This window comes from Microbacterium alkaliflavum (assembly GCF_044325405.1).
GTDB lineage: Bacteria > Actinomycetota > Actinomycetes > Actinomycetales > Microbacteriaceae > Microbacterium > Microbacterium alkaliflavum.
In genome coordinates this window covers 226,296-247,838 of sequence record NZ_JBIQWL010000004.1, presented here as the reverse complement: position 1 = coordinate 247,838, position 21,543 = coordinate 226,296, and the positions used below count along the sequence as shown (strand labels likewise).

Annotated in this window: 22 protein-coding genes; 16 read left to right on the top strand and 6 right to left on the bottom strand. The window is 71.1% G+C overall.

What is annotated here, in order from left to right; all coding sequences use genetic code 11:
* Positions 1-30: 30 nt before the first annotated feature.
* Both ACH3VR_RS13020 and ACH3VR_RS13015 read right to left on the bottom strand, forming a co-directional pair.
* Positions 31-840, bottom strand: a complete 810-nt coding sequence (locus ACH3VR_RS13020) for an ABC transporter permease (RefSeq protein ID WP_397556737.1) — start codon at positions 838-840, stop codon at positions 31-33.
* Positions 837-1,826, bottom strand: a complete 990-nt coding sequence (locus ACH3VR_RS13015; protein ID WP_397556736.1) for an ATP-binding cassette domain-containing protein — start codon at positions 1,824-1,826, stop codon at positions 837-839. The genes ACH3VR_RS13020 and ACH3VR_RS13015 overlap by 4 nt, the downstream gene beginning before the upstream one ends.
* Before the next feature lie 167 nt (positions 1,827-1,993).
* Between ACH3VR_RS13015 and ACH3VR_RS13010 the strand changes: the two genes are divergently transcribed.
* The 14 genes from ACH3VR_RS13010 (at position 1,994) to ACH3VR_RS12945 (ending at position 16,018) form a co-directional block, all read left to right on the top strand.
* Positions 1,994-2,773, top strand: coding sequence for an FHA domain-containing protein (locus ACH3VR_RS13010; protein WP_397556735.1), 780 nt, complete (start codon positions 1,994-1,996; stop codon positions 2,771-2,773).
* Positions 2,770-3,852, top strand: a complete 1,083-nt coding sequence (locus ACH3VR_RS13005) for a DUF6177 family protein (protein WP_397556734.1) — start codon at positions 2,770-2,772, stop codon at positions 3,850-3,852. Before ACH3VR_RS13010 ends, ACH3VR_RS13005 begins: the two co-directional genes overlap by 4 nt.
* Positions 3,852-4,124 carry a hypothetical protein gene (locus ACH3VR_RS13000; protein WP_397556733.1) on the top strand — a complete coding sequence of 91 codons (273 nt, stop codon included), beginning with the start codon at positions 3,852-3,854 and terminating at the stop codon, positions 4,122-4,124. Before ACH3VR_RS13005 ends, ACH3VR_RS13000 begins: the two co-directional genes overlap by 1 nt.
* 1 nt (position 4,125) lies before the next feature.
* Complete coding sequence (locus ACH3VR_RS12995; RefSeq protein ID WP_397556732.1) at positions 4,126-5,469, top strand: EsaB/YukD family protein; 1,344 nt, start codon at positions 4,126-4,128, stop codon at positions 5,467-5,469.
* On the top strand, positions 5,466-6,251 hold the full coding sequence (locus ACH3VR_RS12990) for a hypothetical protein (protein WP_397556731.1): 786 nt from the start codon (positions 5,466-5,468) through the stop codon (positions 6,249-6,251). Before ACH3VR_RS12995 ends, ACH3VR_RS12990 begins: the two co-directional genes overlap by 4 nt.
* A complete protein-coding gene (gene eccCa, locus ACH3VR_RS12985; RefSeq protein WP_397556730.1) occupies positions 6,248-10,318 on the top strand; it encodes a type VII secretion protein EccCa in 4,071 nt (1,356 codons plus the stop codon). Before ACH3VR_RS12990 ends, eccCa begins: the two co-directional genes overlap by 4 nt.
* Positions 10,319-10,442: 124 nt before the next feature.
* Complete coding sequence (locus ACH3VR_RS12980) at positions 10,443-10,778, top strand: hypothetical protein (protein ID WP_397556729.1); 336 nt, start codon at positions 10,443-10,445, stop codon at positions 10,776-10,778.
* Positions 10,779-10,797: 19 nt separating this feature from the next.
* Entirely contained in the window at positions 10,798-11,109 is a 312-nt protein-coding gene (locus tag ACH3VR_RS12975) for a pore-forming ESAT-6 family protein (protein ID WP_133541628.1), read from the top strand.
* Positions 11,110-11,125: 16 nt separating this feature from the next.
* A complete protein-coding gene (locus ACH3VR_RS12970; RefSeq protein ID WP_397556728.1) occupies positions 11,126-11,470 on the top strand; it encodes a DUF6507 family protein in 345 nt (114 codons plus the stop codon).
* Positions 11,471-14,116 (top strand): hypothetical protein, encoded by a 2,646-nt coding sequence (locus ACH3VR_RS12965; RefSeq protein ID WP_397556727.1) that lies wholly within the window; start codon positions 11,471-11,473, stop codon positions 14,114-14,116. It begins immediately after the preceding gene.
* 23 nt (positions 14,117-14,139) lie between these two features.
* On the top strand, positions 14,140-14,598 hold the full coding sequence (locus tag ACH3VR_RS12960; protein ID WP_397556726.1) for a hypothetical protein: 459 nt from the start codon (positions 14,140-14,142) through the stop codon (positions 14,596-14,598).
* Between the two features lie 58 nt (positions 14,599-14,656).
* A complete protein-coding gene (locus tag ACH3VR_RS12955) occupies positions 14,657-15,541 on the top strand; it encodes a hypothetical protein (protein WP_397556725.1) in 885 nt (294 codons plus the stop codon).
* On the top strand, positions 15,541-15,666 hold the full coding sequence (locus tag ACH3VR_RS12950) for a hypothetical protein (RefSeq protein WP_397556724.1): 126 nt from the start codon (positions 15,541-15,543) through the stop codon (positions 15,664-15,666). Before ACH3VR_RS12955 ends, ACH3VR_RS12950 begins: the two co-directional genes overlap by 1 nt.
* Positions 15,635-16,018 (top strand): hypothetical protein, encoded by a 384-nt coding sequence (locus ACH3VR_RS12945; RefSeq protein WP_397556723.1) that lies wholly within the window; start codon positions 15,635-15,637, stop codon positions 16,016-16,018. The genes ACH3VR_RS12950 and ACH3VR_RS12945 overlap by 32 nt, the downstream gene beginning before the upstream one ends.
* Positions 16,019-16,035: 17 nt before the next feature.
* Here the strand turns inward: ACH3VR_RS12945 and ACH3VR_RS12940 are convergent, their stop codons facing one another.
* From ACH3VR_RS12940 to ACH3VR_RS12925, 4 genes are all read right to left on the bottom strand, one after another.
* Entirely contained in the window at positions 16,036-17,421 is a 1,386-nt protein-coding gene (locus tag ACH3VR_RS12940) for a glycine--tRNA ligase (RefSeq protein WP_397556722.1), read from the bottom strand.
* A gap of 97 nt (positions 17,422-17,518) precedes the next feature.
* Positions 17,519-18,067 (bottom strand): hypothetical protein, encoded by a 549-nt coding sequence (locus ACH3VR_RS12935; RefSeq protein ID WP_397556721.1) that lies wholly within the window; start codon positions 18,065-18,067, stop codon positions 17,519-17,521.
* 19 nt (positions 18,068-18,086) lie between these two features.
* The gene (locus tag ACH3VR_RS12930; RefSeq protein ID WP_397556720.1) at positions 18,087-18,839 is read right to left on the bottom strand and encodes an AfsR/SARP family transcriptional regulator; all 753 of its coding nucleotides are present in this window, start codon (positions 18,837-18,839) and stop codon (positions 18,087-18,089) included.
* 109 nt (positions 18,840-18,948) lie between these two features.
* On the bottom strand, positions 18,949-19,992 hold the full coding sequence (locus tag ACH3VR_RS12925) for a hypothetical protein (RefSeq protein WP_397556719.1): 1,044 nt from the start codon (positions 19,990-19,992) through the stop codon (positions 18,949-18,951).
* A gap of 115 nt (positions 19,993-20,107) precedes the next feature.
* On the opposite strand from ACH3VR_RS12925, the gene ACH3VR_RS12920 reads away from it, so the two are divergent.
* Positions 20,108-20,728, top strand: a complete 621-nt coding sequence (locus ACH3VR_RS12920; RefSeq protein ID WP_397556718.1) for a Pvc16 family protein — start codon at positions 20,108-20,110, stop codon at positions 20,726-20,728.
* Entirely contained in the window at positions 20,722-21,537 is an 816-nt protein-coding gene (locus ACH3VR_RS12915) for a hypothetical protein (RefSeq protein ID WP_397556717.1), read from the top strand. Before ACH3VR_RS12920 ends, ACH3VR_RS12915 begins: the two co-directional genes overlap by 7 nt.
* Positions 21,538-21,543 lie beyond the last annotated feature (6 nt).

The following is a 21,543-nucleotide window of genomic DNA, read 5'->3' as shown; positions in this document are numbered from 1 at the left end:
TCGCGCAGACCACGCGGCGGAATCGGCGCGTCATGCCCGACGCATGTAGGCGCGCACCGTGAGCGGCGCGAAGACGGCCACGACGACCGCGGCGCCGATGATCGTCGCGAGCACGTCGGCTCCGGCATCCGTTCCCATCGTGAGCGCACGTGCAGCCGAAACGAGGTGCGAGACGGGGTTGATCGACGCGAACCACGCGAGTGCCGGCGGCAGCGTGTCGATCGGGACGTACGCGTTCGAGAGGAACGTCAGCGGGAACAGGATCAGGAACGAGATGCCCTGCACGGATGCCGCGGTGCGCGCGATGACGCCGAAGAACGCGAAGATCCAGCTCAGCGCCCACGACGCTCCGATGACGAGCAGCCCCGCGAGGAGCACGCCGGTGAATCCGGCGTCGGGGCGGTAGCCCATGATGTAGCCCGTCGCGAAGGTCAGCGTCGTCGCGATGGCGTAGCGCAGCGTGTCGGCCAGGAGCGCGCCGGCCAGCGGCGCGACCCGCGCGATGGGCAGCGAGCGGAACCGGTCGAAGACGCCCTTCTCCATGTCCTCGCGAAGCTGCACGCCCGTCACGACGGACGTCGTGATGACCGTCTGCACGAGGATGCCGGGAAGCAGGAACGGCAGGTAGGTCTCGACGCTGCCCGCGATCGCGCCACCGAAGATGTAGGCGAACATCACCGTGAAGATGATGGGCTGCACCGTGACGTCGATGAGCTGCTCGGGCGTGCGGCGGATCTTGATGAGGCCGCGGCCCGCCATGGTGAGCGAGTTGCGGACGGACTGGCCGATGCTGACGTGGTTGCGCAGCGGGGCGTCGGGGGTGAGGACGGCAGTGGTCATGCGGGGCTCCCTTCGAGCTCGCGCTCCTCACGGGTGTCGGCGGTGGAGACGCCGTGTCCCGTGAGGGTGAGGAAGACCTCGTCGAGCGTGGGCTTCTGCACGCTGAGCTCGGCGAGGCGGATGTCGGACTCGCGCAGCACGACCAGGAGGTCGGTCACGAGGTCGGGGTTCTGCATCGGCGCCGTGAGGCGGGTCGCCTCTGGGCTGACGGTCGCGGGCACACCGAGCACGCGTTCGACGGCGATGCGCACGTCGTCGAGGTCGGCCGCATCGGCGGGACGCAGCTGCAGGCTCGAGGTGCCGACCGACGACTTGAGCTCGTCGGACGTGCCCTCGGCCACGACCTTGCCCGTGTCGATGACGGCGATGCGATCGGCGAGCTGGTCGGCCTCGTCGAGGTACTGCGTCGTGAGGAGCACCGTCGACCCGCCCGCGACGAGCGTGCGGATCGTGTCCCACATCTGCGCGCGGGTGCGGGGGTCAAGGCCTGTCGTCGGCTCGTCGAGGAAGATGAGCGGCGGGCGTGCGATGAGGGATGCCGCGAGGTCGAGGCGCCGGCGCATGCCGCCCGAGAAGTTCTTGAGGGGCCGCTTCGCGGCATCCGTCAATCCGAACTCCTCGAGGAGATCGACGGCCTTCTTGCGGGCCTCCGGGCGGCTCAGGCCGAGGAGGCGGCCGAAGAGCACGAGGTTCTCGGTGGCCGAGAGGGTCTCGTCGACGGAGGCGTACTGGCCCGTGACGCCGACGAGCTGGCGCACGATCTGCGCCTCGCGCTCGACGTCGTGGCCGAAGATCTCGGCGCGTCCGCCGTCGGGACGCAGCAGCGTCGCGAGCATGCGGATGGTCGTCGTCTTGCCGGCGCCGTTGGGCCCCAGCACGCCGTAGACGGTGCCGGCCGCGACCCGCAGGTCGACGCCGTCCACCGCACGGTTGTCGCCGAAGACCTTGACGAGGCCCTCGGCGTGCACTGCGAGGTTGGAAGTCATAGGGGATGCCTTTCTCTGAATGGCTTCCCCCAGCGTGCGCCCGGCCCGCTGTCACGCCGCTGTCACGGCACCCCCACCGCTGTCACGCCGCTGTCATCCGCACCGCGAGACGGCGGTTCGACCTATCCGTCTAGACTTCTGGGGTTCCCCCGACGGGAAGCGGACCCATGACGACACAGGATCAGGCGCGCCCCGCTCACGTCGATCCGCTCGTGCTCACGGCGCCTGCCCGCGTCGGCCAGCGGATCGGCGCGCTCGTCGTCGATGCGCTCGTGCCCGTGGCCTTCGCCGTCGTCGCCGCGCTCTTCGCCGCCGACGGCGGCCTCGCCGGCCTCGCGTGGCTCTTCGGGCTCCTCGCGGCCGCGGCGATCGTCGCGGCCGTCGCCATGACTGCGCGCTCCGGGCGATCGCTCGGGCGCATCGCGGCGGGGACGCGCACCGTCAAGCGCTCGACGGGCGCCGCGGCCGGGGCATCCCTGCTCCCCGCCTTCTTCGCGGGCGGGCTCGGCACTTTCGACGTGCATCGCGGACGCGACCCGTTCGCGCCGGCGCTCGCCCCGTTCGAGTTCCCCGCCGTGCCGGCCGCTTCCCCCGCGCCCGGCCGTGACGCGGTTCAGCGGTTCGCGCCGGTGATCGAGCTCGACTCAGGTGAACGGCTCCCGCTCGCGATCCCGCTCGTGCTGGGACGCAATCCCTCCGCTCCCGCAGATGCCCCTGCCGACGAGTACCGCTGGGCCGACCTCTCCCGCACGCTCTCGAAATCGCACGCGCGCCTCGAGTGGGACGGCAGGCTCGTGTGGGTGACCGATCTCGGCTCGACGAACGGCACGGCGCTGCGCACGGGCGGCGCCGCGCAGCCGTTCCTCGCCTTCCAGCGCACACCGATCCCCCCGGGCGCGATCCTCGAACTCGGCGACCGCGTCGTGACCGTCAGGGTGCCCGGATGACGACGGCCCTCGACCACCCCCTCCTCGACGGACGCGGCCCAGGCTGGTCGGCGACCGAGACGCGCGCCGACGTCGTGGCGCTCTCGGTCGGGATGAGCGACTTCCTGGGTCGCGTCGTCGCGGCAGACGCACGCCCCATCATCGTGTCGGGCGAGTTCTCGCGCCTGACGCAGCCGCTCGCCGAAGCACTGTCGGCCGTCGGCGGGCACTGGGTCGTGCGCACGGCCGACGAGGGCTGCTACGACGCGCGCAGCGGGGCTCGGCTCGACCTACCCGAAGCGGTGCTCGCGGCGCCCGCGCTTGCGGAGGCGGGCGTGCACCCCGCCTTCGTGCGCCCCGCGATCGCGACGCGGATGCAGCTCGTCGCGACCGTCTCGACACGGCACCGGGTGACGCGCCCCGTCCGGCTCGGCGGCGTGCTCGAAACCGCCGGTGAGGCGCTCGCGGGCGCCGTCCCGAGCGCGTGGGGACCGACCGAGCCGCTCGTCGCCCCGTGGGACCGCGACGACCTCACCGAGCGCACGCGCCGCCGCATGCCACAGGGCAGCCGCTGGGCCGCTGTCGCAGCGCGCGATCGCCCCTTCATCGGCACGTTGCAGATCGCCCGCACGTCCGAGGGCCTCGAGGAGACGACGCGCGTCTGGGCCGACGTCGCCGGCCCCGGCGAGCCCCGCGTCGACTCCGTCGCTGTCGAGGCGCGCGGGTTCCTCGCGAAGGCGGCGGGGATCGGGATGCCGCTCCTCGGCGTCGCCTTCGCCGCGATCGGCTCGCCGGATCTGACGCTCCGGGCGACGGCCGCTCCGCCGCCCGAGCCGCTCGCGCTCCTGGTCGGGCCGCCCGGCGTGCGCGCGTCGGGCATCGACGCGAAGCGCTGGACGGCCGACTTCGGCGCCACCGTCGTCGGCAGCCCGCGGCTTCCCGGCGTGCTCGTCCCCCTCGGCTCTGCGCAGGGCGGCGGGTGGGAGCGGCTGAGCGAGGTGCTCGGCACCCTGGACCCCGCCCGCGTCGCCGACCTCCTGGCCGTCTCGCCCCGCGTCGCGGCGCAGCTGCGCGACAGTTCCCCCGAAAGCGAGGCCTGATGCCCGACCAGCGGGACACCGTTCTCATCGAGCAGGCGAAGCTCCAGCGCATGCGCCTCGGATCGGCGCTGCTCTACGGCCGCATCGACGAGCGCCGCACCGTCAACGACCACCTGCGCCGGCTCGCGGCATCCCTCATCGTGGCCGCCGTCGCGTGCGCCGCTTGCGTCGGTGTCGCCTTCGTCATCCAGCTCCTGGCGGATCGAGCGGATGCCGCGCCCGCGGCACCGTCATCGCTGCGGCCTGCGATCGTCGCCATGGAGGTGGCCTGACATGTACACGCGTCTCACCGTCGCCGGCACCGCGCGTCGCGCCGAGGTCGTCGTCGCGAACGAGGAGCCACTCGGCGCGACGCTCCCCCGCCTCGTCGAGCTGCTCGGCGAGCCCGGGGGCACCGTCGCGCGTCCTCTGACGCTCATCGCGGCCGACGGCGAGCAGCTCGACATCGCGCGCTCGCCCCAGCAGCTCGACCTCGCCGACGGCACGCTCCTGAGACTCGTGCGGCTCGACACGGCGCCGCCGCCTCCCGTCGTCATCGATGTGACCGATGCCGCCGCCCTCGCGCACGACACGCGATCCGACCGCTGGGACGACCGCGCGCGGGCGATCGCCGGAGGTGCCGGCGTCGCCCTCGCGGCAGCCGCGGCGGGAGCCGTGGCCCCGTTCGGCTCGGCTTTCATCGCGGCCTGGGTGCTCCTCGCCGCCTTCGCCGTGCTCGTCGCCCTCGCCACGGTGCTCGGGCTCCTGCGCGCACGGGGCGTCTCGGCCAGTCTCAGCGCGGCGGCCGCGGGTGTCGCGCTCCCGCTGAGCCTCGCGGCGCTCACGGCGGCTCCGGGCGGCGGCTACTCCTCCCCCGCCGCCCCGCTCATCGCCGTCGCCGTGCTCATCGCGGCGGGCTCGACGGTCGTGCTGCTGGGCCTCGGCGTGGGGCTGGATCGCCCCGGCGCCGCAGCCGGTGGAGCGGTCGGAGCCGTGCTCGGCTCGCTCCTGCTCACGCTCCTCCTCGTCGGCCTGCCCGCACCCGCCGCGGCGGCGATCGCCGGGACCGTCGCCGCCTTCACGACGGGCCCGCTTCCGTGGATCGCGCTCTCGGCCGCCGGGCTCACCGCTCTCGACCGTCGCGTCGCCGACGGCGACCGGATCGCCCGGCCTCGCGCGCTGACGTCGATCGACGAGGCGTACGGCGCCCTCACGTGGAGCGTCGTGACGAGCGCCGCCGTGCTCGCCGCGACGGGCGTCGCGCTCGTCCTCGCGGGCGAACTGTGGAGCGGGCTCCTCGCGCTCGCGATCGCACTCGTCGCCGGGCTGCGCGCCCGTGCTTTCCCGCTGCGCGCGCAGGTGTGGTCGCTGTGGGCCGCCGTCGCGGCGATCGCGCTCACGGCCGTCGTCGTCCATCTCACGGGCCCGCTCGCGTGGATCGGCGTCGCGGTCGGCGCCCTCGCGGCCGTGCTCATCGCGTCGGCGGCGCTCGTGCGGCCCGCCGCGCACACGCGTGCGCGCCTGCGCGGCTTCGGGAACGTCGTCGAGACCGTCGCCGTCGTCGCGCTCCTGCCGCTGCTGCTCGGCGCGCTCGGCGTCTACGCCGAGCTGCTCGGCATGTTCGGGGGCGGCGCGTGACCCTCGATGTCCGCGGACTTCCGTCGGCGCTGTTCGGAAGCGCCGTCGCGCGGCACACGGCCCTCACCGAGTGGGATGCCTCGATCCGCGGCATCCTGCCCACCGCGCGGCGCATCGGATTCGTGTCGCTCGACACCGGAGCAGGTGCGACGACCCTCGCCGGGCAGGCCGTCCGGATCCTGGCGGCGCGGCGCACCGAACCCGTTCTCGCGATCGATGTCGCGGACGGCGCACTCGCCGCGCGACTCGGTGCCGGCCAGACGCCGCCGAGCGAAGTGCGGGCGGGGGCTCGGACGACGGCAGATGCCGTCACGGGGCTCGACGCGGGTGACGGGTGGTTCACGCTGCGGCCGCCGGTGCCCGACGGGCCGGTCGGCGCATGGCTCGCCGACGCCGCACCGATCACGCGCTTCTTCGACGTGTCGGTGACGGACTTCGGCGCGCGGCACCCGCTCGTCGACCTCGCGCAGTGCGCGGCACTGTGCGACGTCGTGTGCCTCGTGAGCGCGAGCGGGCGCGCTCCCGCCGAGCTCGCGCGTGCCGTCGCACCGGCGATCGCGGCGCTTCCCGAGGGGCCCGCGCCGGTCCTCGCCCTCGTCGACCGCGCGCGCGACGGCGACGCGGTGGCGCGCGCGATGGCCGGCGACGCCTGGCCCGTCGTCGGCATCCCGTTCGACCGCGGGCTGCGCGCGAGCGCGGAGCCCGCGGGCCAGGCGACGCTCCGCGGGCTGCTCCGACTCGTCGCGACGCTCGTCTCGGGGCGCACGGCGGTGCCGGCATGACGACCCGTCTCGTCCACCGGCCCGCGCGCGTCACCGAGGCGCTCGAGGATCCCACCGACCTCGTGCTCGCGCCGCCGCCGCCGATCGGCGAGAACGCGGCGGGCTTCCCCCTGCAGTCGCTGCTCCCCATCGTCGGCAGCCTCTCGTCGATCACGATGATCGTGCTGCTGCGCAACAACCCGGTCATGGTCGTCGTAGGCGCCGTCATCCTCGTCGTCGCGCTCATCGGCGGCCTCAGCATGGCGTTCACGGCGCGCGGGAATGCGGCCCGCCAGCGGCGCATCCAGCGCGAGCGTTACCTCGACTACCTCGAGAACCTTCGCACGACGGTCCGCGAGACCGCCGACGCCCGCCGGCATGCCGCCCTCGCCCTCGACCCCGAACCTGCGACGCTCGTCGAGATCGGCACCGACCCCGCACGCCGCTGGGAGCGACGCCCGGGCGACGCCGACTTCCTCCACGTGCGGATCGGCACGGGCGACCTTCGCGCGGTCGAGGTGCGCCTGCCCGGGGAGCAGAACCCCGTGCAGCCCTTCGACCCCGTCATGAAGGGCGCCGCGGAGCGGCTCGTGCGCCTGGCCGGCGTCGCGCAGGGCATGCCTGCCGTCGTCGACCTCGAGCGCGGAGGTCACGTCTCGATCGTCGGCGCACGCTCCGAGGCGATCGCCGTGTGCCGTGCGATCGCCGCGCAGGTCGCCGCCCTCCACTCTCCCGACGACGTTCACCTCGCCGCCGTCGTGCCGGAAGAGGCGCGCGCACTGTGGCGCGGCTTCGACCTCCTCCCGCACGCCTCGGCTGCCGACGCCGCGGCGGGCCAGGCGGCCGCGCGCCGCATCGCTCCGACCCTCGACGAGCTGCTCGCGCTGCTGAGCGACGAGCTGCAGGGCCGCATCGCCTCGGCGGCCGCGACCCGCCGCAGCGGTCGGCGCACGAAGCCCGGCCGGCTCGTGGTCTTCATCGACGAGGGAACGGTCCCCACGCCCCCTCTCGGCGCCGCTGACGCGGCGGCGAGAGCCTCCGGGCGCGTGGGCCCGGCCCCGACTGTCTTTCCCCGGCTCGACTCGGCGCTCGACCTCGCCGACCTCGGCATCACCGTCGTCCACGTCGTCGACGACCGTCTGAAGGAGCCCTCCGCGGTGTCGGCCCGCGTGACGCTCGCCGACGGCATGGCGATGATCGAGACGCCCGGAACGGGCGAGGACGCCGTGCGCGGCATCCGTCCCGATCGCGTCTCGACGGCGCTGCTCGAAGTCATCGCGCGGCCGCTCGCGGGACTGCGGCTCACGCGAACGAGCGCCGTCGACGCGCAGACGACCCTCGCCCCCGACGTCACGGAGCTGCTCGGCATCGCCGACGTCGATGCGATCGACCTGCGCGATGCGTGGCAGCCGCGCTCCGCGGGCGACTTCCTGCGCGTGCCGATCGGCGTCGACGACCGCGGAGCCCCCGTGCTGCTCGACCTCAAGGAGTCGGCCCAGCTCGGCATGGGTCCGCACGGCATCTGCATCGGTGCGACGGGATCCGGCAAGAGCGAGCTGCTGCGCACGCTCATCCTCGGCCTCGCGCTGACGCACTCGCCCGACGACCTCAGCATGATCCTCGTCGACTACAAGGGCGGCGCGGCGTTCGCGCCCTTCGCGGGGCTCCCGCACGTCGCGGGCATCATCGACAACCTCGCCGACGACCCGCAGCTCACCGAGCGTGCCCGCGCGAGCATCCAGGGCGAGGTCGTGCGGCGCCAGCGGCTTCTGAAGGACGCCGGGAACGCGGCATCCATCGGCCACTACCGACGGCTGCGGCGCGAGCGCACCGACCTGCCCGCCCTCCCGCACCTCTTCCTGGTGATCGACGAATTCGGCGAGCTGCTCACCGCCGAGCCCGACTTCGTCGAGCTGCTCCTCACGATCGGGCGCATCGGCCGGTCGATCGGCGTGCACCTGCTGCTCTCGAGCCAGCGCATCGAAGGCGGTCGGCTGCGCGGCCTCGACACGTACCTGTCGTACCGGATCGGCCTGCGCACGTTCTCGGAGTCGGAGTCCGCCGTCGTGCTCGACACGCCCGACGCGTTCCACCTCCCTGCGATCCCCGGGTTCGGCTACCTCAAGGTCGACACCTCGGTCTACACGCGCTTCCGCGCCGGCTACGTGTCGGGCCCCGTGCCCGACCGCGCCGATGCCGGCCCTGCGCGGCTCGACGCGCCCCTCGTCCTGGAGCTTCCCACCTACGACCGTGCCCCGGAGAGCGACGACGAGGCGGTGGGTGTCCGTGAGCCCGAAGCCCCGACAACGGGGCGGACGCTCGTGCAGGCGGCGACCTCACGCCTCACACGCGGCGTCGCCCGCACGCGGCCGGTGTGGCTGCCACCCCTGCCGTCCGTCCTGACGCTCGGCGGGGTCCTGTCGACGGCGGAGGGGCGCGGCGGGCTCAAGGCGCCCGTCGGGCTCCTCGACGACCCGAGCCGGCAGCAGCAGGCGCCGTGGCTCCTCGACCTCACGCGCTCGGGTGGCCACGTCTCGATCACCGGCGCGCCGCAGTCGGGCCGGTCGACGTTCCTGCGGACGCTCGCGGCATCGCTCGCCTTCACGCACTCGCCGCGCGAGGTGAGCGTCTACGGCATGGATCTCACCGGGGGCGGGCTGGGGCGCATCGAGCCCTTCCCGCATGTCGGCGGCGTCGCGACGCGCGGTCACCGCGAGCGCCTCTCGCGCCTCCTCGAGGAGCTCACCGGCATGCTCGCCGTGCGCGAGCGCGTCTTCCGCGAGCACGGCCTCGACTCGCTCGCTGACATGCGGCGCCAGCATGCCGAGGGGCGCCTCCCCGACCTCCCGAGCGCCGACGTCGTGCTGCTCGTCGACGGCCTCGGGGCCCTTCGCGCCGAATTCGAAGACCTCGAGCCGGCGTTCGGCCAGCTGCTCGAGCGCGGCGGGAGCTTCGGCATCCACGTCGTGGTGACGCTCTCCCGGTGGAACGAGCTGCGCCTCAACCTGCAAGGACTCGTCGGGACCCGGCTCGAGCTCAAGCTCAACGACCCTGCCGACTCGCAGATCGCCCGCAAGCTCTCGTCGACGCTCCGGGCCGACGAGCCCGGGCGCGTGCTGACCGACGACAAGCTCTTCGCCCAGATCGCACTGCCGCTCCTCGAGGAGGTCGACGACGCGGATATCGGCGAGTCGCTCGAGCGCATCGCCCGGGAGAGCGCCGCGCAGTGGGGCGGACCGGGCGCCGCCCCCATCCGCCTCCTCCCCGAAGACCTCGCGCCTCTCGAGCTCCCCGACGCGCTCGACGAGCCCGACGAGATCCCCGTGGGCCTCCGCCAGGACACGATGGCACCCGTCCTCGTCGACCTCGCGAACCGTGACCCGCACCTGCTCGTGCTCGGCGACCCGCGGTGCGGCAAGACGACTGTGCTGCGCGGCGTCGTGCAGGGCGCGATCGACCGGCACTCGCCGGAGGATCTCGTCATCGGCCTCATGGACGCCCGTGGCGAGCTCGCGGCCGAGATCCCCGACGACTACCTCGGCGGTCACGCGACGTCGGGGCGCCAGGCGCGCCTGCTCGCTGAGTCGATCGCGACCGAGCTCGAGAAGCGCGCCGCCGACCGCAGCGTCGGCGGCCCGCGCATCCTCGTGATCGCCGACGACTTCGACATCCTCGCGGCGGGCGGGGCCGAGCCCCTGCGTCCCCTCCTCCCCTACCTCGCCTCGGCGCGCGACCTGCGGCTCAACCTCGTCGTCAGCCGCCCCGTCGCGGGCGCCTCCCGCGCCATGTTCGACGTCGCGCTGCAGGGCGTGCGCGACACGGGCGGCACGGCGCTCATCATGTCGGGCGACCGAGCCGAGGGGCAGCTGCTCCCCAAGCTCTACGCCGAGCCGATGGTCGCCGGCCGGGGCCGCCTCGCCCGGCGCGGGGAGCGCCCCGCGCTCGTGCAGGTCGCGCACTTCGAGCCGACGACCGTGGCCTCTCCGGCCGATGCCGAGGGGCCGACAACGGTGATGGATGCCTCGCTCCCGGCGCCGACCGAGCCTGTGCACCTGACCCGTCGCCGTCGCCGCGAAGAGGTGTCGTGACCGTCCACAACCCCCCATTCGGGGGACACGGGGTGCTGGGGCACCTGGGTTAGCCTGTCAGAGGTCCAGGAAGTCGGGTCCGATCGGCGAGTTCCGTTCGCCGCGAAGAAGGGATGACGGACGCATGAAGTTCGCAATGGGTGCGGATACCCTCACGGTGCTGACGAAGGCCACGTCGGGTTCGAGCGACGAGCTCACTCTGCTCGTCCGCCAGCTGCTCGAGGCGGCCGAGCCGCTCGAGGGTCGTTTCCAGGGCGCGGGGCGCGCGGCGTTCGACCGGTTCAAGGGTCGCACCGACGCCATCTCGGCCGAGCTCAAGGCAGCTCTCGACGGAGTGCTCGGCGGCATCGGCGGCATGAACCGCTCGTTCATCGAAGGCGAGTCCGCGATGGTCGACCAAACCCAGAGCCTCGAGGCCGGATCCGCATTCGACGCGGCGCGCTTCGGCTCGAGCCGCTGACCGGGAAAGGACTTCAGACATGGCGAACCAGAGCGACCGCCGCGACTACGACATCGCGGCATCCCAGAACGCACAGGACAACTTCAACCGCGTCGCCGCGCAGCTCGAGGCACTGATCGATCAGCGCGACCGTGACGTGCAGGCCGCGATGGCCGACTACGCGGCCGAGGGCGTGTCGGAGGACTACCGCGCCAAGGAGACCCGCTGGAAGAACGCCGCCGCCGAGGTGCGCGGCATCATCCAGACGCTCCGGTCCTCGCTGGAGCGCAACGACGAGTCGGCGCAGGACGCGCTGCGCAAGGCGCGCGCCGCCGTCGAGTCGATCGGCTGAGCCCGGTCGCTGATCGATGACGTCCTGGAGCATCCAGCCGTCCGGGGTCGTGGCAGTGCTGACGGACGTCAACACCTACGCCACCGCCCTCGGTGAGGCACTCAACGGACTGAGCCCCGCCCTCGAGGGGGCCGTCGTGGCGACCCAGTCGGGCGCCATCTCGGAGGCGATCCAGTCGTACTTCACCCTCGAGGAGGGGCCGCGCATCCAGGGGATGAACACCCGCATCGGGGCCGCGGCATCCGGCGTCGTGACAGCCACCGAGGCGTACGTCGCAGGCGATCTCGAGATGGCTGCCAACGCACAGTCCGCATCGGTCGCCGCCGTGTACCCGCCGCACCTCCCTCCGGGGGTGAGGTGAGTGCCCTCCGCCATCGATCCCGACAAGATCCCGGGGAAGGACATCGATCCTGACGCGATCGAGTCGAATGCGTCGACGATCAGGACGATCGCCGGTTCGGTCCGTGACAACGGGTCGAACGTGCACCTCAAATGGCAGGGCATGGCCGGCGTCTACGAAGCGCCCGAGGCGGGCACGCTGCTCGGGCTGATGCAGCCGGTCTCGTCGCAGGCCACGACGGCGGGCGACAACCTCGAGGTCGTCTCGGGAGCGCTGACGCGGTTCGCCGCGGACGTGCGGCCGATCAAGGCCGAGCTGGACTCGCTGCGGCTGCAGGCCGAGGCGTTCGGCGCGGAGATCAGCGGCGGCGTGCAGGTGCAGGAGCTGAACCCCGCGTGGGTGAGCACTCAGGGCTATTACGGCACGACCGCGACCTCCGCCGGCTACTCGCCGTACTCCACGGGGGGCTCGTCGACGGCCGCAAGCGACATCCCGCAGTACCGGGACGTCACGAAGCAGTGGCATGAGGTCCAGGAGTACGTCGACCGCAACAACGACCTCATCAGTCAGGTGAACGCGCAGCAGGTCGCCCTCTGGGACGCTGAGCGGACGTGTGCGAACACGATCCGCGCCCTGTTCGGCGGGGCCCCGCTCCACGCCTACCAGTCAGAGAACGATCCGCTCGGGTACGGGCTGTCCGAGATCCCCGAGGGCACCGAGATGCCGTGGGGCGCCCCCGTGGAGCGCACCGAGGGATGCGGCGAGCACGCCGCGAAGTTCGTGTTCAAGGACTTCCTCTGGGAAGGCGTCATCGTCGGCGGCGTGTGGGGCACCATCGAGGGGCTCGGCACCCTCGTGCTCGGCTACAACCCCGCGACCGGCGACTGGTTCTCCGGCGACGCGTACGGCGCCGCCTGGGGCAACCTCGGCCTGCTCGCCGCGGGCCTCGTGATCTCGTCGACCCCGCCGCTGAATCTCCTCAAGATGGCCGACGACACCGCCGACGCGTTCGGCGGCAACCTCCTCCCCCATGAGATCACCGACTTCACCGACAAGGCCGACGAGGCGCTGCTGAACACCGGCAAGGCCCTGATCGCGTGGGACCAGTGGCAGGACGACCCGGGCACCGCCCTGGGCGAGACGGTGTTCAATGTCGGCACGATCCTGATCCCTGCCGGCGCTGCGATCACCGGCGTGAAGACCGCCGGCACCGCCGCGTCCGTGCTGTCCAAGATGGCTCGCGTCGTCGACCTCGTCGACCCGTCCTCGTGGGCGGTCAACGGCGCCCTCAAACTCGCCGGCAGCGGCTTCGCCGGCCTGGACAACATCCTCGGCACCCTCGACACCGCCGGAAGACTCGACCCGGCTCCCATCGAGGTCTACACCGCGACGGACGCGACCTCCGGCCTGTCGCTGCTCGACGACATGGGCGTCGACCTCAACACCGTCCGCGCCGGCGTCGACTCCACGGGCAACCCGATCCTCACCTTCGACGGGGGCCGCGTCGAACTGCCCGCCGGCGCCTTCGACAATGCCGCCGGCATCACCCACGGCGGGGGTGGAGTGGATGCCGCCATCCCGGCGCCCGTGCGCGAACCCGAACTCGTCACCGCCGGGGCTGTCAACGGCGAAACCGGACCCGGCGCCGTCAACGCCGTCGTCCACGACGCACCCGTGCGCACCGAGACCGGTGCGGCCGGCGAGTCGACGACTGTGCAGCACACCGAGACCACGACCGGAGGCGGTGGCATCGGTCACGGCGTCGACGGTGTCGACCCGCAGTCCGGTGGAGGCGGCGGTTCGCCGACGAGCGGCCCCGCCGGTGACGGACCTGCGACAGACGGCCCGGGTGGCGCTGCGGCTCCCGACCCGTCCGGCAGCAATTCGGGCGGCTCGCCCGGCCACTACACCGCTCCAGACGGCCAACCGTACGTGCCGAAGACCTCGCCCGACCAGATCGCGCAATTCAGCGACGCCGAGCCTCGTCTGACGGAGGTCGCTTCCGAGCACGGTCTGACGATGGCGGACCTCTATCACCTCGTGCACGAGCGTCCTGTCACGTCTCTCACACCTGATGAGGCGCGCGTGGTGCTCGACATTCGCGAGAGCGTCCCACTGCCGGCCAACGGCGAGATCATGCAGAAGGTGCTCGGCGAGACCGACCTTCAGAATCTGCTCACTCGCAAATACTGGACGCCCGGCGCACCCCTCGACACCGTCGGCGGGTTCGTCGCGCGAGCCGCGGACGCTCAGAAGCTCGTCACCGCCGACGACCTGATGATGGGCTTCGGGCTCGATTACGCCCCCGGACGGACGATTCCGGACCAGTTCCTGGCGCCCGACGGCGGCACGTATGCCGTTCGGTTCGAACTCACGGACGATTTCGACGTGAAGGTCCCGGCCCGCGACGCCGGGGATCAGGCCGGCCTTCTCTTCGACCGGAACGGCGAACCGTACTACCATCCCTCGAGCGTGGATCCGTTGGGGCCGGACAATCCTTATCACGGCAATGGCTTCGTCGGAAACGGCGCCAAGGAGATGATCCCGGAGTACCACCTACCGGCCTACACGAGGCTTCCGGACGGCACCGAGGTCTGGCGGATCACACCGTCCGGCGAAGAGGAGCTTGTAGCGGCGCTCATCAATGAGAAGTGGATTCGCTTTTGAACGATGACAGTGGTGAAGCTCCTGTGCCGGCCGACAGTGCGATCCGCGGCACGGGGGTCTACGTCCGCACCGCCGATGGCTGGTTCGCTTCCGCGCGAGCGATGAAGCCGGGGCACGCGTACGAGGACCTGGCTCTCTACGGCGACTTCGGAGACGAGGACTCGCCAGTGCCGATCTCGGAGGCGCGGGAGATCGTGATGGTGTGGAGCGAAGCGCTGTACCGAGGGTTCTGGTTCGGCCTCGGCAGCGTGTGGACTGCTGACGGCACCCGGGTTCGATGCCCGTCGGCACCGGGGACGCCGGACCGGTTCGGAGCGCTTTTCTACGACGGACCGGACAACGACATCGTGGCGTCGCTCCCGGGTGCGGAAGTGCACAACCCGCGTGGGTCGAACGGCGGCATCACGATGCTCGTCCGACTCGATGATCTCCAGGGGTATCGCGAGACGCTCGAGCCTGTGACAGGAGTGACGCAGGCGTGAGCGACGCCTCGATGAATCCGCGCCCCGTCCCGGCCTTCGACCGCTGGAGCCGCACCGAATGACCGTCCTCCAGAAGGCCGTGCTTCCCGGCCGTGAACAGTTGTGGACACAGGGAGATGACCTGATCTCGGGCTTCGTCGTTCGGGCTACGGACGTCGCGTGGGCGAAGACCCCGCGCGACCTGCTCGAGGCGCACGGGCTCGGGTTCGCAGGATCCCCCTTCTCGGCACAGAGCGCCGCGATCGACGTCCTTCGTTTCGCGGCGTCATCGCTCCTGCGGATGGTGAATGCGACGGGGATCCCCTCCGATCAGTCGGGCGAACCGATCGGAGAGGGGTTCGTCGATCATCCCCCCTTCACCGGCAACGGTTTCGCCCGCGTCTCCGGGCCGCATATCGTCCCTGTCTGGTGGCTCGAGCCCACGCGTGTGCCTCCGGCGGCCGAGCTGTGGCGGATCCACGCGGACGGCCGGGAGGAGTTCCTCACGGCCTACGCCAACGTCGCCTCAGGCTGGCAGCCCGGCAGCGGCACGGTCCTGCCCTCCGACGTGTGCGGCCGGTTCGCGCGGTGGCGGGGCGAACAGTTCCTCGCCGACGTCCTGACGGATGGCCGCGTCGTGCTCGCCTCCTACCGCGAACGCGACGGATGGCGCCTCACGCAGCGTGGCCTGTGGGCGATCGTGCTCGAGCGCTCCGAGATCGAGGAGGTCTACGCCCTCCGCCTGACGGCGACCTGGCGCGGACTTCCGTTCCAGATCGTTCGCCGGTGGGACGCGGCCGAAGGTCCTCAGGCGCGAATCGTGTACCTGGGACGAGACTCGCGCGTCGCCGAGGCTGCGCGACTGGACAAGACGGATGCCGCCGTCTACGAAGCGACCGCTCCGCTGGCCGAACTCGAAAACCTGCAGGGGGTAGAGCTCACCGACACCGCGAGCGGATCCTGATGGCCGACCTCTCATCGGGCGCGGCACGCGCCGTGCGCCTGGCTGGACTCGGCAGGTCTTCGGTCGCCCGGCAGTCGAGCAACGGAGGAACGGATGCCGCGCAGCAGCGTCGCGCTCACGCGTGAACCCCTCAGCGGCGATGCCGTCGTCGAAGCGGCTGGGCGCGTGAGCGCGCAGCACCCCGACCTCGAACCGCTCGACGCACGCGTCGTCGATGACGGCGCCGTGCTCCAGATCCTCGCGGGCGAAGAAGTCGTGCTCTCAGTGCTGCGGCCCCGGCTGCTGCCGACTCTTGACGAGGTCGGCCGGCTCCTGCCGACGGTCGACGCCCCCGAACGGACCAAGTGGTGGACCGACGCGTACACGCCGTGGCACCCTGCCGGGGTGGTCGGCGTCGCGATCCTGGATGCCGCGGCTGAGGCATCCGGTGGTCTTGTCGTGCATCAGGGGCTGGCACCCACCCGCAATCCGCGCTGAGTGGGCGCCGAGGGGCTTCAGGCCCCGCGGAGGTGCTCCGCGAGGTAGCGCTCGAGGCCCTCGAGCGGCACGCGCTCCTGGCCCATCGTGTCGCGGTCGCGGACGGTCGCAGCCTGGTCGTCGAGCGAGTCGAAGTCGACCGTGATGCAGAAGGGCGTGCCGATCTCGTCCTGGCGACGGTAGCGGCGGCCGATCGCGCCGGCGTCGTCGAAATCGACGCTCCAGTGTCCGCGCAGGTCGTCGGCGAGCTTGCGCGCGACAGGCGAGAGGTTCTCGTTGCGCGACAGCGGCAGCACGGCGGCCTTGACGGGCGCGAGACGCGGGTCGAGCTTGAGCACCGTGCGGGTGTCGGTGCCGCCCTTCGCGTTGGGCGCCTGCTCCTCGTGGTACGCGTCGACGAGGAAGGCCATCATCGAACGCGTCAGACCGAACGAGGGCTCGATGACGTAGGGGATGTACTTCTCGCCGCTCGCCTGGTCGAAGTACGACAGGCTCTGGCCGGAGGCCTCGGAATGCGAGCCAAGGTCGTAGTCGGTGCGGTTGGCGACGCCCATGAGCTCGCCCCACTCCTTGCCGGCGAACCCGAAGCGGTATTCGATGTCGATCGTGCCGTCGGAGTAGTGCGCGCGGTCCTCTTCGGGAACGTCGAAGCGGCGCATGTTGCCGGGGTCGATGCCGAGGTCGACGAACCAGTTCCAGCACTCCTCCACCCAGTGCTCGAACCACTCCTGCGCCTCGGCCGGCGGCACGAAGTACTCGATCTCCATCTGCTCGAACTCGCGCGTGCGGAAGATGAAGTTGCCGGGCGTGATCTCGTTGCGGAACGCCTTGCCGACCTGGCCGATGCCGAACGGCGGCTTCTTGCGCGACGCCGTCACGACGTTCGTGAAGTTCACGAAGATGCCCTGCGCCGTCTCGGGGCGGAGGAAATGCAGGCCCGACTCGTCGTCGACGACGCCGAGGTAGGTCTTGACGAGGCCCGAGAAGGCCTTCGGCTCGGTGTACTGGCCCTTCGTGCCGCAGTTGGGGCACGGCACGTCGGCGAGGCCGTTCTCGGCGGGGCGGCCCTTGCGGGCCTCGAAGTCCTCGATGAGGTTGTCGGCGCGGAAGCGCTTGTGGCACTGCAGGCACTCGACGAGCGGGTCGGTGAAGGTCGCGACGTGTCCGGATGCCTCCCACACGCGCTTGGGCAGGATCACCGACGAGTCGAGGCCGACCATGTCGCCGCGGCCGCGCACGAACGTCTGCCACCACTGGCGGCGGATGTTCTCCTTGAGCTCCGTGCCGAGGGGGCCGTAGTCCCACGCCGAGCGGGAGCCGCCGTAGATCTCACCAGCCTGGAAGACGAAGCCGCGGTGACGGGCGAGGGCGGTGACTTTGTCGAGGCGGGACTGCTCGGCCACGGTGGCTCCAATGGTCGGGATCGTGCGGGGGGATCGCGGAAATCGCGGAAGAGCCGCGGATGCCGCGGCATCCGACAATCCTAGTCGCCGGTCGCCGTCACGTTGGAGGGAGGGGATCTTGTGCAGTCGGATCTACGCCGAGCCTTGTCAGCCATCCTCGCAGTTCATGGCGGAGCCGCCTCACGGCCGCTGGATCGACATGCTCCTCACCGGTGGGTGCGCTGAGATACGTCTCCATTGCCGCAACGAGGATGTCTCGGCGTGCACCAACAGGCGATGCGCGGCGCACGTCGAAGAGCCACGAGCCCATCGCGATCATGTTCGCCACCTCGTGCGCCGCCCACCGGCGCTTTCCGTTGGTGAGAACGTAGATGAGTTGAGCCTCGAACTCCGACGACACCGCGTCGTCATACCTCGATCGACGACGCATCCCCAGACGGCGAGCTGGGCCCAAAACTGCCTTCAAGGTCGCGATACCCGCCGTGCGCTTCTGGCTGCCACCTCCGAGATTCGAGAAGGCGTTGACCACGAGCTCGTTCTCACGCTGTCTGTTTCCGCTGACGAGCTGGACGACGGCGGCGACAGCGCCGGCCACGACGGCCGAGATCGCAGCTATCACCGCCCCGAGCAGAACCGGATCGTCCATGGAAAGCTTCCGGACGGTGCTACCGCTGTGGGGCAGGCTGCGAGGATCCGCAGGATTGCACCCACGCCCGGAATGCCGCGCTCGGCTCGACGCCGAGCTCGCGGCGCGCGATGTCGCGATAGCGGATGTATGACCGCCGGGCCTCGATGTAGTTCCCCTCGGCGACATGCGCCTCGGCGAGCACGCGGTGCGCGCTCTCTCGGAGCGGCTCGACGGCGACGGCGTCCATCGCAGCATCGATCGCCTCGCCGTAGCGCCCCGCACAGCGGAGCGTGCAGCTCAGCACCTCGAGGGCATGCAGCATCCTCTGCCGGATCCGCTCGCGTTCGAAGATGACCCACTCGTCGTACCAGCCGGGAAGAAGCTCGGCGACCGTCGTCGTCCACTCGGGAACGTGCAGGTCCTCCTCTTCCGCCGTGCCGGCGATCAGTCGGTCCGCCCACTCGCAGAGCGCGTCGAGGTCGGTCGTGGTGTGCTCGCGGAGGAAGATGCTGATCTTGTCGGACTCGAGCACGGTGATGCCTGCGCCGCGCAGACGCCAGAGCGCCGACCGGAGGTTCCCCGATGCCCGATCCTCCGATCCTTCGGGCCACAGGGAACCGGCCGCATGTCGTCGGTCGACGCGACCGCGCTGAAGAGCGACGAACGCGAGGACGCGTTTGCACCCTTCAGGCACGAGGTAGAGGCGGCCGTCCTGCATCACACTGGGATTCCCCAGGAGGTAGACGACGTCGGCTGCCGCCTGGCGAGGCTCCATGTACGCGACGGTCATGGCGTGACCCCCTGCTCGACCGATGTCCGAAACGCCAACGGTACGGACGGTAGGGGTGCCGCGTCACTGCGGCGTCACGGTTACAGACTTTCCGGGTGCGGAGAAGCCGTCACGCGCTCTGAGTCTGTTCCCCCGTCGACTCCGCTCCATCGCCGTAGTGATCGTGATCCCCGTGATCGTGATCGTGGGTGTGCGTGTGCTTATGCTTGCCGCAGCCGCAGTCTTCGGAGTGTTCGTCCTCAGGCTCCTCGGGCTTGTCGGTGCCGCACGGCTTATCCGAGCCGCAGAGCCGATCGTACACCGCGAGGATTTCGGCCACAGGGCCGCCAATGAGCGCCGTGCACCAGGTCTGCTCCGACTCCTCGGCGTAGTCCCGCACCGCCTGCTCAGCGACCAGCAGCGAGACCGCGTCGACGCCGTCGGACCAGATCTGCAGAGCCTTGCAGAGGCAGTCGATGTACGCGTTCGTGTCAGGGAAGCCGTTCCAGATGCGCGCAAGCCTGCGTTCGGCGAGGAGCGCGCTCACGTACTGCTTCTTCAGGTCGACCTTGGCGGCGTCGTCGGCCAGAGCGGCGAGGATCGCGTCGATCTCGGTCTTCGCGTCAGCGACGCGCTTCTCCAGCGCAGCAGGCTCACCGGAGAGGGTCGTGAAGCAGTCCTTGGCCTTGGCGATCTCGGCCTTGTAGCGCTCGATGCGGTGAGCGAGCTTGCGGTCTCCTCTCTCGGTGTCGGGGGGCATCGTCGTGTCGAACTCGAAGTCCTCGACGCAGCATCCGCCCGGACCCTCGCAGCAGTCGAGTTGCTCACACACCTCGTGGAAGGCGTCGTCGAGACACCGCACGACGCGATCCTGCTCGATGAGGCACTTGATGCGCTCGATGAGGTGCTTGACCTGATGTTTCATGTCCTGCACCTTGAGCACGGCCTCGTGCCGCTTCTCGCGATATCCCTTGCGCGACTCGTCGTAGGTCTTCTTGGCGTCTTCCAGCGCCTGGTCGTGTTCCTTCGAGTAGTCGAGCTGCGCCGCGAGACCCTTGTCACGGCTCTTGCGCTTGTCGATGGCCGACGACGGATTGCACCCGCCCTCGGGCGTCGGCGGACGGCAGTCGCGCTTCTTGCCCGGTTCGGTCTGGGCCGGATCTTCCGTGTACATGGGTGCTCCCTTCGGCGGACGGCACGCCGAGTCTCGGCAAACGCCTGTCACCCGGCCGTTGCGCGCAACCCGCCCTGCGACGCAGTGGTGACGCGTGCGCGCCGACGATGACGCCATGTCGGGATTCCAGGCGCTCGAAGCGGCGGGAGTGAGCATCGTCGATCTGCTCAGACGTCGTTTCAGCGAACGAGACGGCGGCGCCGGTCTCAAAGTCGCGCTCGCCAACACAAGGCAGCTCAAGACGATGAGGGAGAACAACGACGACCTCATCGCGCAGCCGTCGATCTCGGTGTTCTGCTATCGCGTGAGCGTCGACCACGAGACACGGCCCGGGTGGTCGGCGGTGGCCAATGCCGACCGCATCCCGCGCATCCCGCTGCGCCTGCACTTCCTCGTCGGCGCCTTCGCGGCATCGGTCAACGAGGAGCTGCGGTGGCTCGGGCTCGCGGCCCAGGTGTTGGAGGGCGAGGGCGTGCTGACGGGGCCGCTCCTGCTTCCGATCACGACGCGGGCGAACGTGACGGTGAATCCGTGGCGCACCGGCGATGTCGTGCAGGTCGTCGCGGACGACCTCGGGGTCGACTCGATGAGCGAGGCCTTCCAGTCGCTCAACACGGACTATCGGCTGCAGCTGCCCTATGTGGCGCGGGTCATCTGCATCGAGGGGCTGCCTGGGGCGGTGGGCGATCCTGTCGCGACCGTCGCTGCACGTGCGGATCGGATGCCGGCATGGTAGCCGACACGATCCAGACGAGCGTCGGCCCCGTGCCGGTGCTGCATCGGCTCGCGCTCGGTGTCGTGCTGAAGGACGCGATGACCGATCGCATCGCCGTGGGTCCGTTGCGGGTCGGATGGGAGGCGGAGGGTCACCTCCTCCCCCGCAGGTCGCTCCCGGGTTGGCCGTGCGTCGACTTCGAGCCCGTCGGCACCGGCCGGTTCCGGCTGCGCGTGACCCCGCGCCGGCCCGCCCTCATCACAGTGCGGATCGACGATCCGAGTCGGCGGTACGTGCCGCGCAGGCTCACGATCCCGCTGTGGACCCATGACGAGCTGACGGATCCGTCGCCCGCCAACCAGATCGCGGTCCGCTCCCGGACCGTCCAGGTCTGGCTGTGGCCCGGCGCCGCCTACCCGTTCTCCTCGGGAACGACTTTTCTTCGCGCACGCGTCGCCCGCCTGGGGCGAGGCGTCCCGTGGTCGCGCATCGTGGCGATCAGCTCGATCGGCACGGTCCTCGGCCGCGCGCACGGCGACGACCGCGGCGAATTCGTCCTTCCGCTCGCCGACACCGCCCAGAATCCGTTGCAGAGCAGCGTGACGGTCCGACTGCTGGTGCGGGGTCCCAACGGGCCGGCGGAGCTGCCTCCGCCCGAGGTGGTCGCCCGGCCGGCGAACCCGCCCGTCCCCGGCGATCTGGACAACTCCGTGCTGCGAGGACTCGCACCGCCGAGCAGCCTCGTGCCCAGCATCCCCCCGCCTCCGCTGTTCACCGTCCCGGTCGGCCAGGCGTATCACCCCGCCTCCGACATCACCTTCGTCCCGTGAGGAGAT